Below are 13,940 nucleotides of genomic sequence, written 5' to 3'. Positions count from 1 at the left end.
AAGAAAAGCGAAAGCGCCCATGTAGCTCTGCCGGGCATAAGACGTGGAAACATATTTTTATATTTCTATTAATTGGTTATACGTTCCGATTTAAGCATGGTAGACCAGAAAGATCCAAATACTTTCGGACTTATTGAAAAGTCGTTATACTAAATTGGCAGAAGAGGTGAAAAATAATGAGACTAACCATGTATACAGACTTCTCATTACGTGTATTGATTTATTTGGGAACTAAGGAATCGGGCAAATTAACGACTATACAAGAAATTTCCGACGCATACAATATATCGAAAAATCATTTAACAAAAGTTACATTTGAGCTGGGAAAAGCTGGTTTTATTCATACAGTAAGAGGGAGAGGCGGGGGCATTCGTCTGGCAGACCTTCCTCAAAATATCAACGTTGGGGCAGTCGTAAGACAAATGGAAGACGATTTTCATTTGGTTGAATGCTTTGATGCTGAGCGTAACAGCTGTCCGATTTCTCCAATTTGTGGTCTGCACGGTGTATTGGGGAAAGCACTTCATGCATACTTGACTGTTTTGGATGAATATACGCTCGAAGACTTGTTATTCAACAGAGAAGGACTTCGTGAAATTTTGCGAACGTAAAAAACGGCTCAAATTTTTGAGCCGTTTTTTATATTTATAATTCAAGGGATTGTGGTTCTTGCCCTTTTTTATTCATCAAACGGACGCGGTCAGGTTTGATCGCCAAAATGATCAGGTTTGGATCATCGGGGCCTTCAAACCAACCTTCTAAATGCTCGTTCCATACTTTGTCGATCAACTCGCGGTCATCATTTAAAGACATCGTACCTTCAATCTCTAAAAATGTATCGCCGACCCCTTCACCATCATAGCCTAAAAGAATATGGGCGTTCGGGTTAGCTTCCAGCTCATCAACTTTTTGTGTATTTTTGCCGGTAGCGGTGTAAAGTGTAAAGTCATCATTGAAAAAAGTCATATAGCGCGAATGGGGTTTATTTCCTTTGATTGTTGCCAATGTCCCCACATAACTTTCCTCTAAAATTTTCAAGGCCGCTTTTTTTACATCTTCCTGATTCATCCATACCACTCCTTTTATGTTTGTACTTATCTATTCCTTTTTAACTTCGAATTAAACATAAAAGGCCTGCTGAAGCAGCAGGCCATTAAATACGTTCCACTTCTTTTGGGGTTCGGTTAAAGGCACTTGGCAATACCATCCCTACAAGAATAATAATAATTCCACCAATTTGAAGAAAACTCAAAGTTTCATTTAAAATAATAACGGATGCTAAAATAGCTACCGGCAATTCCATTGCACTTAAAATGGAAGCAAGCCCCGAGCCGACATGCGGCACAGCGACCGAGAAAAAGTAGATAGGCATGATGATGCCAAAGACGCCCAGCAGTAATCCGAAAATCCATAGGCCTTCACTGAACAATTGCCCATTCCAGACAATCTCGGGCGTTTGGAAAAAGCCAACTACAATTGCTGCAAACAGCGATACGTAAAACAAGCGGGCAGAAGTATCCATGCCTTCGATTTGCTTGCCATTGACGAACATAAACGCAGAAAAACAAAAAGCTGCGCCAATTCCCCAAGCCCATCCTTGCCATGGGATGCCGCTCAAGTCGGTTCCAATAATGCCCGCGGCAAACAAGGTTCCGGCAAATAACAAGATCAAAGATACTACTTCTGTACGTTTCAGCCATCTGCGGTTGACGATGCAATCGAGGAACATGCCAATCCATGTAAATTGAAAGAGCAGCACTACCGCGAGCGAAGCGGGCAAGTAGTTCAGCGAATGGGCGTATACCATGCCGGTAACAGCTGTTGAAGTACCAGACAGCACTAAAATTTTCCATCCTTTAATACGTGGCATTTTACGTTGTGTAATAAAAAATAAAAGAGCCGCTAATGCAAACCCTATAAAGTATTGGGCAGTTACTGCTTCAGCAGCAGTAAATCCATTTTTCATGGCCACTTTGATAATGGTTGAGAGAACTCCATAAGAGCTCGCTGCTATGACAACCATAAGCGGATAAATTAAGTTTTTCATCTTCTTTCACTCCTGTTCAAACGAGAATCATAGCACAAAAAAACCGCGGAGCATAGCCTCTGCGGTCTTTTTTGAAAGCATTCATTTTTACGAAAATTCGCGCTGATTACTCTGGGAATTTTTCTTCGCTTGAAGAATTGCTCTTCGTTGCTCGTTTGTTTCCTTCTTCTTTTTTCTCTTGCTTTAAATCTTCCATTGGAATGGCATCGACCGTCATTTCCTCTTCGTGCATTTCGGAAAGACTTTTTTTATCTGTTTTAAACTGTTCTGGATTATCCATAGAAGCGCCGTCTCTTGTTTGACGGTCTTCCTGACTGAATGGTTTTTTGTCTGACATGTAAAGCACCTCTTTCGTTTTGTCTTACTTCTTATATTCCTTTAATGAATTATTTGAAACATGACTTCACACCTTGCAAAAAAACATCCTTAAATCCATAAGAAATATAAGCAATATGATAAAATGGAACTAGCAATTGAGAGGAGCTTCAACATGACTACAGAATCAGCAATAACAGTAGGCGGATTGAGTTTTGAATGGAATTTGGCTGAAGGCCGTTTTTTGTTTGAGGGACAAGAATCTGTTCTTTTTTGGACGGCATCCGCAATGAAAATGTTTTTTGATTCCCTGGAAGAGATTTCTGGAAAAGACGCAGCGAACATGGTGTTGGAATCCACAGGATATCGGCAAGGGCTGGTAGTAGGAGAATACTTTCAAAGCATGAAAGGGATATCTATCGAAGATGCCGCTCAATCAATTACTAACACGTATGCATCTGCCGGGTGGGGCTTAGCAGAAATAAAAGAACTTAATACAGAAACACGTACATTGGAAGTGCATCTGAAAAACAGCTGGGAACATATAATCAATGTGGCTCAGAAAAAAGAGCAAGGGGGCAGCTTTTTGCCTGCTCATTATGCTGGATTTTTTTCATCTTTGTTCCAGCAAAACATGTGGTACAAGGTTGTCCATCATCAATTGGACGGCCATCCGGAGAGTATTATTCAGTATTTCCCTTCAGACGAAACCATTGAAAAAAACATTCACCAATTATCACGTTTAAAAGAAGCGGAAAAAATAAATGAACTCGAACGCTTAGTGGATGAAAAAACGAGAGAATTAAATGAAATGATCAAAGAAATTTCCTCTCCGCTTATTCCGGTTTTGGAAGATATCGTTGTCGTGCCTTTACTGGGGACTTATGATGAAGCCCGGGCAGAAGAGTTGTTAGTGAAAACACTGCAAAATCTGCCCAAGCACAAAGCCAAGTATTTGATTTTGGATTTGACCGGTTTAAACCACAATTTTACTCAGCATGCAGCAATGCTGATAGAAAAGTTAGGGTCAGCCGCATCATTAATCGGAACACAAACGATATTGGTGGGCATCTCAGCAAAAATGAGCCTGACGATTACAGACTCAGGCATCAACTTATCAAAATTTCAATGTTTCCAAACGCTGCAGCACGGCATTCATTATGCCTTAGCTCAAAATGGACGATGCATCGTATAAGTTGAAAAAGAGCGTATTGGATCTGATCCAATACGCTCTTTGTTGTTTATTTACTTAGCAGATTTGACGATTTCAATAATGACTTGTGTTGCTTTTTCCATGTTCTCGGCTGAAATGAACTCGTATTTTCCGTGGTAGTTTTCTCCACCCGTGAAAATATTCGGAGTTGGAAGCCCCATATAGGATAACTGGGATCCGTCTGTTCCGCCGCGAACTGGAACAATGTTGGGTTTAATGCCGAGTGCAGTCATCGCATGTTCAGCATTGTCGACAATCTCCATAACAGGCTCAATTTTCTCACGCATATTGTAATACTGATCTTCGATTTCCAAATGGATGGCTTCTTCACCATATTGCTGCTGCAGTTTTTTAGCAACTGACTGCATATGCTGCTTTTTGGCCTCGAACTTATCTTTATCGAAATCACGGATAATATACGTCAATTCCGCGGTTTCCACATTGCCGGTAAAATTGTTCAAATGGATAAACCCTTCGTATCCTTCGGTCAATTCAGGCACTTCGCTTTTCGGCATTTCCTGCTGAAATTGAATGGCTACTGTTTGGGCATTGACCATTTTGTCTTTTGCTGAACCAGGATGAACGCTTTTTCCTTGGACCACTAGTTTGCCACTGGCGGCATTAAAGCTTTCATACTGCAATTCGCCAAGAGGGCCACCATCCATTGTGTAAGCATATTTTGCACCAAAACGTTCTACATCAAACTTGTGTGGGCCACGGCCAATTTCTTCATCCGGCGTAAATGCGACACGAATTTCTCCGTGCTCAATTTCCGGGTGGGTATGTAAATAGTCCATTGCCGTCATGATTTCAGCGATACCGGCTTTATTATCAGCGCCAAGAAGAGTTGTGCCGTCTGTTGTAATCAATGTATGCCCAACATAGTTTTGAAGGGCAGGAAAGTCGGCAACCGTCATCACAACACTCTCGTTCAACGGAATGTCCTGTCCGTCATAATCATTGATGCGTTGTGGATTAACATTTTTTCCGGTAAAGTCGGTGGCTGTATCTACATGTGCCAGGAAGCCAATCACTGGAATGTCCCGCTCTGTGTTGGCTGGCAGCGTGCCAAACAGATAACCAGCGCTATCCATTCCAACATCGGTTAGGCCAATGGAATTCATCTCCTGTTCCAACTCACGGAGCAAATCAAACTGGGTATCCGTAGAAGGCGTAGTGGTGCTGTTAAAATCAGATTGTGTATCGATTTTTGCGTAACGGACAAGCCGTTCAATTAAGTTCTCCAACATGTATAATCCCCCTCGAATAAGTTCTGTATAAATTGAACAATGGGTTCAACCTATATAGGAATAGTTTAGCATGAAGTGGGAAAGGGATGAAAATTCTGGATAAAAAAACGATGCCCCTGTGAGGAGCATCGTTTTTTTAATTTTGTAGTTTTGCTTTCACAGCATCGGCGTGAACCGCTTTAATTTGTTCTAAAAGAGCCGTCTCCGTAAGCAGGCGATAGCCGGTATTGGCCAACGCTTTTGCACCTTTAATGAGGGCGCTGTTTCCATGTTCCGATTTAGCAGCTTCACGGAACTCAGCCGTATGGGCAATCAAGCTCTCAGGTCCAATTTTAATATAACCATGTGCAGTAGGAACTTCATAACTGATATTGCCAGCGTCTGTAGAGCCAAGGCCAGAGATGCGGGAGTCGGCCACAGCCTCGCCTTGTGCTTCGAGCTCGCTTCGGACAATTGTGTCGAGAGCCGGAGTCAGGACCAAGTCACGAACTTCATTTTGGAAACGCTCGATTTTCACGGTAGCACCCGTTGCCAAAGCAGCGCCTTCGGCAATGGCACGGATTTTGCGCGCGGTATCGGATGTTTTCTTCCAGGAATCGCCGCGGATGTAAAAGCGGGCAGCCGCATATTCGGGAATAATGTTCGGTGCATCCCCTCCGTGTGTAATGATGCCATGGACACGTGCATCTGATGGCAGTTGTTGCCGCAGTGCATTAATGCTGTTAAACAGCTGCAAAACGGCATCGAGTGCATTGATGCCTTCTTCAGGAGATCCTGCCGCATGGGCAGGCTTGCCATAAAAGTGGAATTCCAATGGATCGACTGCCAGGGAAGGACCGGTGACAGCCGAATTTCCGGAAGGGTGCAGCATTAAAGCAGCATCAATGCCTTCGAGCAGGCCATGTTTCACGAAACTGCCTTTGGCACTGCCATTTGGACCGCCTTCTTCTGCAGGTGTTCCAAGCACCACAACGCGGCCGCCGGTAGTTTCCAGTGTTTCAGATAAGGCAATAGCGGCCGCAACACTGGTTGTTCCAATGATATTGTGGCCGCAGGCATGGCCGATACCCGGAAGTGCGTCGTACTCAGCCAGGTAGGCAATCGTCGGTCCAGGAAGAGAGCTTTTCTTGCTGGCGAAAAAGGCAGTATCGTGGCCTGCAACTGCTTTCTCAACGGAAAACCCTGCATCCTCAAGCAAACGAATCAGTAGCGAACTGGCATAAACCTCTTCGTTGCCAATTTCAGGTTTGGCATGGATTGCCTGGCTTGTGTCAATGTAAATGCTGCCTCGGGAATCGATTGACTGGCTAAGAGTTTGTGCTGCTTCCTTGGTAAGGGTCATTGGAATTCCTCCTGTAAAGGTTAGATTGAATGCATGATGGATTGACTATAATTGAGGCTGTACGAAAAGCCATGTTTGGTTCAATCGGAAATGCTTATTCGTAATCGACCAATTCCTCAACTGTTACAACAGTTGGAATCTGAGCGCCTTCTGTGTGTTCGATAATGAAGTCAGCAGTGTCTTCCTGCTGATAAATTTCGACGATTTTCTGGTATGCTTCGTTGTCCGCTTCTTCAGCACTTGCAGCAATCAAGTTGATGTACGGTTTAGCTGTGTCGCTTTCGCGGGCAATCGGATCTTCAGTCGGGTTTAAGCCAGCATCTACTGCAACGCCGTTGTTGATGACGGAACCGGCAACATCCGGCATAGCGCGTGGCGTGTGGCCAGAAACCATTGGCATAATTTCAATGTTTTTCGGGTTATCGATAATGTCTTCGGCAGTTCCTGTAAGCCCGGCATCCTCAGATAAGGTGATCAATCCTGCTTCATCGAGCAGCAGGAGGGCACGGCCCATGTTGGTTGCTTCGTTTGGCATTGCGATTTGCGAACCTTCAGGAATTTCATCGATTGATTCGTATTTGTCGGAGTACAAGCCCATTGGCGCAATGACAGTTGAGCCGATTGGCACGATATCGATATTGTGTTCTTCCACAAACTCATCAAAGTACGAAATGGTTTGGAAAGCATTCAAGTCAAGTTCTCCTTCAGCAAGTGCCAAGTTTGGTGCTACGTAGTCGGAAAAAGTTTGAATTTCCAAATCAATTCCTTCAGCTTCTGCTTTATCGGCAATGTAATCCCAGATGGTGGTGTCGGAACCGCTGATGCCAAGCGTAACGGTAGTGTTGCCTTCAGAACTGCTATCGTCTCCGCAAGCCCCAAGGGTTAGTGCTGCAAGTGAAAGTAATGCTGTAGCTGTAATTTTTTTCATGATTAATTCCTCCAATTTCTCTCTAATGTTTTTATTCGTTCTAAACTTTTATATCCGTCAGAGCTACACGGGCGCTTGCGCTTTTCTTTGTCTAGACTCCAGCTGCCAGATTCTCGGGTCATAAGCCACTCTGGCTGTGCGGCAACGAACGCCGCTTCGCCAGATCGTCTTATGCCTGTCGAATCTAAACGGCAGCTTCCGCTTTTCTTGTCAACTGCGTCGCACACTTCTTGACAATACATTTCCGAGTGTTTGGACGCCTTGCACGAGAACAACAAGAATCGCTACTGTAATGAACATGACAAGCGTGTCGAATCGCTGGTAGCCATAAGTGATGGCCAAATCGCCAAGGCCGCCGCCTCCGATGGCACCTGCCATCGCCGATGCACCAATCAGGCCAACTACCGCGATGGTTAATGCGAGAACCAGAGAGCTTAGAGCTTCTGGAATGAGAAAGCGGAAAATGATTTGCATCGGTGTGGCGCCCATTGCTTGAGCCGCTTCGATAACGCCTTTGTCGACTTCCAATAAGGAGTTTTCAATCAACCGGGCAATATAAGGGCCAGCGTAGAAGACCAATGGCACAATGGCAGCAGCTGTTCCGATGGACGTGCCGACGATCAGGCGGGTCAAAGGAATAATGGCCACCATCAAAATGATAAACGGAACGGAACGGAAAATATTGATGACAATGTTGAGCACTTTGGAAATCGGTTCGTTTTCCAATAAATGGCCTTTGCGTGTAACCACTAGCAAGATGCCGAGTGGAAAGCCAATCAATAACGAAAAGCCGAAGGATGCGCCGGTCATGTAAATGGTTTCCCATAAAGCTTCTAAGATTTGTTCGTAATTAACTGACATAGTTATTGACCTCCTCTATTTGAATATCACTGTCCCGAATAGAGGATAAGGCTCGCCGGATTTCACTTGGCTCTCCGGAAAATTCAACAATCAGATTGCCGTAAGGAATGCCCTGCAACTCTGTAACATTGCCGAACAGCACGTTCAAATCAACTTTGAAATCCCGCGAGACACGCGACATGAACGGTTTGCCGACCGAATTTCCAGTAAACTGGAGGCGATAAATCGCATTGTCGCTTTTGGCGTTCTGAATTTGCAAGAGCAGTGATTCCGGAAGCTCATCATTCATGACCGAGCGGACAAAACGTTTTGTCGTAGGTTGTTGCGGGTTCGAGAAAATATCGAAAACGCTGCCTTGCTCAATGACTTTTCCTGTTTCAAGCACAGCTACCTTATCGCAAATTTCCCGGATAACGCCCATCTCATGTGTAATGAGCAAAATGGTGATGTTGTATTCATTGTTGATTTTGCGCAGCAGATCCAAAATTGATTTAGTCGTTTGCGGATCGAGTGCCGAGGTCGCTTCGTCGCATAGCAGGACGGAAGGGTTGGTAGCCAGCGCACGGGCAATGCCGATTCGCTGTTTTTGTCCACCGGATAGCTGATCCGGGTACTTTTGTGCCTGATCCCCCAGACCGACAAAGTCGAGCAGGTCTTTTACTTGTTTTTCGATCTCCGCTTTTGGTGTTTTCGCCAACAAAAGCGGCATCGCAACATTATGGTAAACCGTTTTTGAATTCAGCAGATTAAAATGCTGAAAAATCATGCCGATGTCTTTTCGGATGGTGCGGATTTCCTTGCTGGATAGGGTGGATATGTCTTTTCCCAGAATCATTACACGTCCTGTGGTAGGGCGTTCGAGCAGGTTGACCGTGCGGATCAATGAACTTTTTCCGGCTCCACTAAAGCCGATAACTCCGTATATTTCTCCGGTTTCGACGGTCAGGTCAATGCCATTCAAGGCATGGATTTCCTGTTTGCCTGATTGGTAGGTCTTGGCGACGCCTTCGAATTGAATCATGGTGATGGTGCCTCCTTAGGTTGGAATGAATTGTATCAAATCGACGGTGTCTCAAATGCTGATTGAGATAATAGACAAAAAAGAGCCCTCTTTTTTCTCATCCATAAGAAAAAAGAGGGCTCCAGTTGAAACCATCTAATTCTCATCTTCCAAATGCCTTAAATGGCATTTGCAGGAGTTGGCACAGTTTTTGCGGTTAAACAAATCTGCTGCCGAAACGTCTCAGGGCCTGTCCCTCGGTTTCTCTTGATAAGAAAGTGATGTATGCTATTCGATTCGTGAGTCTTACTTTATGGTGAAATAACAAAAAAGTCAAGAAAAACTTTGAGATTTATTTCACAATCTTTAAAATGTGAGAAAAACCACTGTGAAATCTACTTTAAGATGATGTACTAGATTTCTTGCGCAAAACTGAAGATACTTTACTTTCAGTACCATCTTTTATTCGGATAATGTTTTCATTATGCTTCCATACGGCCATAGCAAATAAAGCCGAAGCAGTCAGCAAGGGCCAAGCTCCAGATGCCGGAATAAAAGCAATGACAAAATAAACGGCATAAAGAACAAATACGCCAATTACCAAGTAGTCTGTTGCAAGCGAAACGCCGATCAACAGAATCAGTCCAAGCAACCCAAGCTTCCAATCGAGGGCGAGCATAACGCCAATGACTGAAGCGGTTCCTTTCCCGCCGTCAAAGTTCATGTAAAAGGGAAAGTTGTGCCCGAAAACTACCCCGGCACCTGCCACAAACAACAAAGCCCAAGTCATTTCAGCTGAGAAGTTTCCTGTTTCCAATAATAAGCGGAGACCTGCAACTGCAGCAAATCCTTTAAAAATATCAATAAATGCAACAAGCAATCCATATTTCCAGCCCAATACGATTGCAGCATTGGAAGCACCGGAATTTTTCACACCTTCTTTTTTTACGTTAACTCCTGACAAAGCCTGTGCAGCAAGGGATCCGTGAAAACAACCAATGATATAGCCTGCAACGAATAATAGCAAAATCCAAACCAGCATACCGATTCCTCCTCTATACTAAATGTTAACGTTTGAGTGAAAGGAAGGTTTCAAAATTTTTTGACTAATACGCTTGACAAAAAGCGCTGAAGTTTTTATACTTCTCAACAAGATGAAAAACCAAATCAAATACTCTTATCAAGAGTGGCGGAGGGATAGGCCCTGTGATGCCCGGCAACCGACAGACATTTTGTCTGGAAAGGTGCTAATTCCTACAGAACTGATCGACAGGTTCTGACAGATAAGAGGAGGAAACTCCGTAATTTACGGCCCTCTTCTTAACCGAAGGGGGCTTTTTGCTGTCCCTTTCTGCATGAATAGTATCCACAAAAAATAGGGGGAATGGAAAATGACCAACTTAAAACCAGAAACATTATTGCTTCACGGCGGACAACAGCCGGATCCTACGACAGGATCAAGAGGGGTTCCCATCTACAAAACTACTTCTTACGTTTTTAAGGACACTCAGCATGCACAGGATCTTTTTGGACTGAAGGATACCGGCAATATTTATTCGCGTATTATGAATCCGACGGTCGATGTCTTTGAACAGCGGGTAGCGTTATTAGAAGGCGGAACAGCAGCTGTTGCCTTGTCTTCCGGAATGGCGGCCATTGCTTTTTCCATTATGAATATAGCAGAAGCTGGAGACGAAATTGTGGCAGACAGCAACCTGTATGGCGGAACATACAATTTATTGGCGAACACGTTGCCGCGTTATGGCATTACGACAAAATTTGTGGATGCGACAAATCCCGAAAACTTCAAAGCGGCGATTACAGATAAAACCAAAGTTCTATTCGGTGAAATTATTGGCAACCCGAGCTTGAATGTCTTTGATGTAGAAAAAGTAGCAGCCATTGCTCATGAAAATGGAATTCCACTATTGATCGATAATACCTTCGCGTCGCCATATGGCAGCAATCCCATTGAATACGGGGCAGATGTCGTCATTCATTCCGCTACAAAATGGATTGGCGGGCATGGCACGACAATTGGCGGAGTGGCTGTAGACGCGGGAACGTTCAATTGGGACAATCCTCGCTTTCCGAATTACACACAGCCGGACGAAACATACCACGGATTGCGGTATGGCATCGATGTACCGGAAGCGGCTTTTGCGACAAAGTTACGTGTTCAACTGCTTCGGGATTTTGGGCCATCCCTCAGTCCGGAAAGTGCCCATGCTTTGTTGCAAGGGTTGGAAACCTTGCACCTGCGCATTCCAAAACACAATAGCAATGCCCAACTTGTCGCCGATTATTTGAAACAACACCCGCAAATCGAGTGGGTGAATTTCCTTGGTTTTGAAGATCATCCTTCTCATCAACTGGCGAAGAAATACTTGAAAAACGACGGTTATGGATCAATTGTCAATTTTGGAATTAAAGGCGGGCGTGAAGCGGGCCGGAAAGTGATTGACAGCGTCCATCTGTGGTCTCATGTAGCCAATGTAGGGGATGCTAAATCACTGATCATTCATCCGGCTTCGACTACGCATCAACAATTGAACAACGAGGAACTACAAGCATCCGGCGTAACAGAGGAGCTAATTCGCTTGTCTGTCGGGTTGGAGAATGCAGAAGACTTGATCGCTGATTTGGAGCAAGCGATTCAGGCAGCCGTATTGGAAAATGCATAAGGAGGGATTTTCATGAAAACAGTCTCCATCGGCTCGTTAACCCTGGATTCAACGGAGGTTTTAAACGATGTAGAACTTGCATATGAACGTCTCGGAGACCGGGAATCTCCGGTTGTCCTAGTCTGCCATGCATTGACAGGCGACCAATATGCAATTGGCACAGAGGGCAATCCAGGGTGGTGGGCTGGGTTGATTGGACCAGGCAAGCCGGTGGATACGACTATTTTTCAAGTGATTACCTTTAATGTTCTTGGAGGATGCCACGGATCAACGGGTCCTTTATCGACAGATCCGGCAACGGGAAATCCCTACCATGCTGCGTTTCCAACCCTGACCATACGTGACATGGTACGCGCTGAATACTGTGCACTTAAAAAGCTTGGCATCAACCATCTCGCCGGTGTGATTGGCGGTTCGTTAGGTGGAATGAAGACCTTGGAATGGGGAAGATCTTACCCTGAATTCATCGATGCGATTTTTCCTTTAGCCGTAACCCCCTATTACAGTGATTACGGTGTTGCTTTTAATCACATCGGCATACTAGCAATAGAAAGTGACAGTGAATTTAATGGTGGAAAGTATAAAGATTCTGCTCGTTTAAAAGGTTTTGAAGTGGCACGAATGGCAGGCATGGTTACTTATCGGAGCGGCAATATGTTTAATCAGCGATTTGGACGAACCCATGACGGCAACGAATTCGATGTTCAATCTTACTTGAATTATCAAGGGAAGAAACTGGCGGGCCGATTTGATGCCAATAGTTATGTGCTGCTGTTGAAAGCAATGAATACACATGACATCCAAGATGCTGTTCTGGATATTCCAGTGTTTTCATTATCATTTACTCATGATTTGCTTTATCCAAGTGAACTAATGATTCCATGGCTTGAAAAACAAAAAGTGGCAAGCTGGGAAATTGTTGAAACGGAATTTGGCCATGATGGGTTTCTTGTAGAGTTTGAAAAATGGGGCGGGTTTATAAAGAACAAGTTAAAAAGCCTTCTAGTGCCTGAACTTACGCGCTGAGAGAGATTTACAAAAAAGCATCTGAACGGGAAGGTTCCCCGTCAGATGCTTTTTGTAGTCAATCTTCATCCTTAATATCCACATCGTCTGGGATGGGCATGGCACGCCATTCTTCAAGCGCTTGTTTTGCTTCTTCCAACTGTTGGAAATGCATACCGAACTGAGAGGTATTGATCATGTACTGTTCTCCATCATGGACTGCTCGAATACGGCCTTCCAATACGTAGCGTTGAACTTGCTCTTCAGGCATGGACAAAAAGGCGGCAGTTTCCTGGACTGTCATATACATAGGATCCCCTCCTCTTTTCTTTTATTATAATAGAAGGGGGGAGCTATCTCAATTTATTAACGGCATGGAAGAGTATGCAGAAAGGCAGAGGTGTTGATTTTGAATTACATAGCTTATTTATGGGTGTTGCTGGCTGCCGTCTTATGGGGGACGACCGGAACAGCCCAGTCTTTTTTCGTTGGTACAGCGCATCCGTTGTCGATTGGCGCATTTCGCTTAGCGATAGGTGGTTTTTCTTTAATGATCTTCGTGCTGGTAGCGAGAACGTTATCGATCCGTTCGATTCCATGGCCCGCCGCCATTTTTTCTGCCATCAGTATGGCCTTGTTTCAACCATTATTTTTTTCCTCGGTCCAGTTAACGGGAATTGCGATCGGCACGGTTGTCACGATCGGCAGTGCACCTGTACTAACGGGAATAATCGAATGGCTTGCCTTTAAGAAAAGGCCTGACAGAATTTGGGCAATCGCCACCCTGCTGGCATTGGCAGGATGTGTTTTGCTGTTTGCCAATAAAGGGCAGCAGCTGGTGGATCCATTGGGAATCGCCATGGCTCTTGGTGCAGGGTTGGCTTTTGCAATCTATGCCCTTGCCAGTAAAAATGTATTGAAGGTAATGGAGCCAGTTTCTGCTGTTGCGGTTATTTTTTCACTGAGCGCCTGCTGTCTGCTGCCATTTTTATTGTTCTTTGATTTGTCTTACGCAACAGTGTCAGGAAACGTATGGCTGCTCGTCTATTTAGGGATTGGAGCGACAAGTCTGTCCTATATTTTGTTTTCTTTTGGATTAAAACAGATTCCATCTTCTTCCGCCGTAACCTTATCGTTAGCTGAACCACTGACGGCGGCAGTCTTAGGGGTTCTGGTCGTAGGAGAAGTGTTGAGCGTTCCTTCTTGGGTTGGAGTGATGCTGCTCCTATGCGGAATTGTCGTGTTGACTATGGGCAGGAAAGGGCAGTTGTCTTCTTGAAGAGTTGGATTTGCCA

At 44.5% G+C, this 13,940-nt stretch carries 15 protein-coding genes and 2 riboswitches; of the genes, 5 read left to right on the top strand and 10 right to left on the bottom strand.

Annotated features, from left to right (window positions below):
* Positions 1-176 precede the first annotated feature (176 nt).
* Positions 177-611, top strand: coding sequence for an RrF2 family transcriptional regulator (locus tag AC4EG4_RS05680; protein WP_490987165.1), 435 nt, complete (start codon positions 177-179; stop codon positions 609-611).
* 34 nt (positions 612-645) lie between these two features.
* Here the strand turns inward: AC4EG4_RS05680 and AC4EG4_RS05675 are convergent, their stop codons facing one another.
* The 3 genes from AC4EG4_RS05675 to AC4EG4_RS05665 all read right to left on the bottom strand — a co-directional run bounded on the left by AC4EG4_RS05675 (position 646) and on the right by AC4EG4_RS05665 (position 2,384).
* Positions 646-1,068, bottom strand: a complete 423-nt coding sequence (locus tag AC4EG4_RS05675; protein ID WP_490987164.1) for a pyridoxamine 5'-phosphate oxidase family protein — start codon at positions 1,066-1,068, stop codon at positions 646-648.
* Positions 1,069-1,153: 85 nt separating this feature from the next.
* Positions 1,154-2,047: an EamA family transporter gene (locus AC4EG4_RS05670; protein ID WP_490987163.1), complete on the bottom strand. Its 894-nt coding sequence runs from the start codon at positions 2,045-2,047 to the stop codon at positions 1,154-1,156.
* A gap of 106 nt (positions 2,048-2,153) precedes the next feature.
* Entirely contained in the window at positions 2,154-2,384 is a 231-nt protein-coding gene (locus AC4EG4_RS05665) for a YczO family protein (protein ID WP_490977273.1), read from the bottom strand.
* Positions 2,385-2,537: 153 nt separating this feature from the next.
* On the opposite strand from AC4EG4_RS05665, the gene AC4EG4_RS05660 reads away from it, so the two are divergent.
* Entirely contained in the window at positions 2,538-3,557 is a 1,020-nt protein-coding gene (locus AC4EG4_RS05660; protein WP_490987162.1) for an STAS domain-containing protein, read from the top strand.
* Between the two features lie 50 nt (positions 3,558-3,607).
* On the opposite strand, the gene pepT is transcribed toward AC4EG4_RS05660, so the two are convergent.
* The 6 genes from pepT to AC4EG4_RS05630 form a co-directional block, all read right to left on the bottom strand.
* Positions 3,608-4,825, bottom strand: a complete 1,218-nt coding sequence (gene pepT, locus AC4EG4_RS05655; protein ID WP_490987161.1) for a peptidase T — start codon at positions 4,823-4,825, stop codon at positions 3,608-3,610.
* A gap of 136 nt (positions 4,826-4,961) precedes the next feature.
* Entirely contained in the window at positions 4,962-6,167 is a 1,206-nt protein-coding gene (locus AC4EG4_RS05650) for a M20 family metallopeptidase (RefSeq protein ID WP_490987160.1), read from the bottom strand.
* 94 nt (positions 6,168-6,261) lie between these two features.
* Positions 6,262-7,095: a MetQ/NlpA family ABC transporter substrate-binding protein gene (locus tag AC4EG4_RS05645; RefSeq protein WP_490987159.1), complete on the bottom strand. Its 834-nt coding sequence runs from the start codon at positions 7,093-7,095 to the stop codon at positions 6,262-6,264.
* Positions 7,096-7,305: 210 nt separating this feature from the next.
* Positions 7,306-7,956 (bottom strand): methionine ABC transporter permease, encoded by a 651-nt coding sequence (locus AC4EG4_RS05640; RefSeq protein ID WP_490987158.1) that lies wholly within the window; start codon positions 7,954-7,956, stop codon positions 7,306-7,308.
* A complete protein-coding gene (locus AC4EG4_RS05635; RefSeq protein WP_490987157.1) occupies positions 7,946-8,977 on the bottom strand; it encodes a methionine ABC transporter ATP-binding protein in 1,032 nt (343 codons plus the stop codon). The genes AC4EG4_RS05640 and AC4EG4_RS05635 overlap by 11 nt, the downstream gene beginning before the upstream one ends.
* 139 nt (positions 8,978-9,116) lie before the next feature.
* Positions 9,117-9,233: riboswitch (SAM riboswitch) on the bottom strand.
* A gap of 123 nt (positions 9,234-9,356) precedes the next feature.
* The gene (locus AC4EG4_RS05630; RefSeq protein WP_490977279.1) at positions 9,357-9,998 is read right to left on the bottom strand and encodes a glycerol-3-phosphate acyltransferase; all 642 of its coding nucleotides are present in this window, start codon (positions 9,996-9,998) and stop codon (positions 9,357-9,359) included.
* A gap of 132 nt (positions 9,999-10,130) precedes the next feature.
* Positions 10,131-10,246, top strand: a riboswitch (SAM riboswitch).
* Positions 10,247-10,347: 101 nt separating this feature from the next.
* Between AC4EG4_RS05630 and AC4EG4_RS05625 the strand changes: the two genes are divergently transcribed.
* Complete coding sequence (locus AC4EG4_RS05625) at positions 10,348-11,640, top strand: O-acetylhomoserine aminocarboxypropyltransferase/cysteine synthase family protein (protein ID WP_490977280.1); 1,293 nt, start codon at positions 10,348-10,350, stop codon at positions 11,638-11,640.
* Positions 11,641-11,652: 12 nt separating this feature from the next.
* Positions 11,653-12,666, top strand: coding sequence for a homoserine O-acetyltransferase MetX (metX, locus tag AC4EG4_RS05620; protein WP_490987156.1), 1,014 nt, complete (start codon positions 11,653-11,655; stop codon positions 12,664-12,666).
* Positions 12,667-12,724: 58 nt separating this feature from the next.
* Here metX and AC4EG4_RS05615 read toward each other — a convergent pair whose 3' ends face one another.
* Positions 12,725-12,955, bottom strand: a complete 231-nt coding sequence (locus AC4EG4_RS05615; protein ID WP_490987155.1) for a helix-turn-helix domain-containing protein — start codon at positions 12,953-12,955, stop codon at positions 12,725-12,727.
* A 90-nt stretch (positions 12,956-13,045) separates the two neighbouring features.
* Here AC4EG4_RS05615 and AC4EG4_RS05610 point away from each other — a divergent pair, with 90 nt between their 5' ends.
* The gene (locus AC4EG4_RS05610) at positions 13,046-13,924 is read left to right on the top strand and encodes a DMT family transporter (protein ID WP_490987154.1); all 879 of its coding nucleotides are present in this window, start codon (positions 13,046-13,048) and stop codon (positions 13,922-13,924) included.
* Positions 13,925-13,940: the final 16 nt, after the last annotated feature.

The organism is Planococcus sp. TJ-201 (assembly GCF_058268495.1).
This window is presented reverse-complemented; position numbering and strand designations above follow the sequence as displayed.

Bases quoted from the DNA above. Each gene is read 5' to 3' on its own strand.
- AC4EG4_RS05680 (WP_490987165.1), top strand. From the start codon at position 177: ATGAGACTAACCATGTATACAGACTTCTCATTACGTGTATTGATTTAT.
- AC4EG4_RS05675 (WP_490987164.1), bottom strand. From the start codon at position 1,068: ATGAATCAGGAAGATGTAAAAAAAGCGGCCTTGAAAATTTTAGAGGAA.
- AC4EG4_RS05670 (WP_490987163.1), bottom strand. From the start codon at position 2,047: ATGAAAAACTTAATTTATCCGCTTATGGTTGTCATAGCAGCGAGCTCT.
- AC4EG4_RS05665 (WP_490977273.1), bottom strand. From the start codon at position 2,384: ATGTCAGACAAAAAACCATTCAGTCAGGAAGACCGTCAAACAAGAGAC.
- AC4EG4_RS05660 (WP_490987162.1), top strand. From the start codon at position 2,538: ATGACTACAGAATCAGCAATAACAGTAGGCGGATTGAGTTTTGAATGG.
- pepT (WP_490987161.1), bottom strand. From the start codon at position 4,825: ATGTTGGAGAACTTAATTGAACGGCTTGTCCGTTACGCAAAAATCGAT.
- AC4EG4_RS05650 (WP_490987160.1), bottom strand. From the start codon at position 6,167: ATGACCCTTACCAAGGAAGCAGCACAAACTCTTAGCCAGTCAATCGAT.
- AC4EG4_RS05645 (WP_490987159.1), bottom strand. From the start codon at position 7,095: ATGAAAAAAATTACAGCTACAGCATTACTTTCACTTGCAGCACTAACC.
- AC4EG4_RS05640 (WP_490987158.1), bottom strand. From the start codon at position 7,956: ATGTCAGTTAATTACGAACAAATCTTAGAAGCTTTATGGGAAACCATT.
- AC4EG4_RS05635 (WP_490987157.1), bottom strand. From the start codon at position 8,977: ATGATTCAATTCGAAGGCGTCGCCAAGACCTACCAATCAGGCAAACAG.
- AC4EG4_RS05630 (WP_490977279.1), bottom strand. From the start codon at position 9,998: ATGCTGGTTTGGATTTTGCTATTATTCGTTGCAGGCTATATCATTGGT.
- AC4EG4_RS05625 (WP_490977280.1), top strand. From the start codon at position 10,348: ATGACCAACTTAAAACCAGAAACATTATTGCTTCACGGCGGACAACAG.
- metX (WP_490987156.1), top strand. From the start codon at position 11,653: ATGAAAACAGTCTCCATCGGCTCGTTAACCCTGGATTCAACGGAGGTT.
- AC4EG4_RS05615 (WP_490987155.1), bottom strand. From the start codon at position 12,955: ATGTATATGACAGTCCAGGAAACTGCCGCCTTTTTGTCCATGCCTGAA.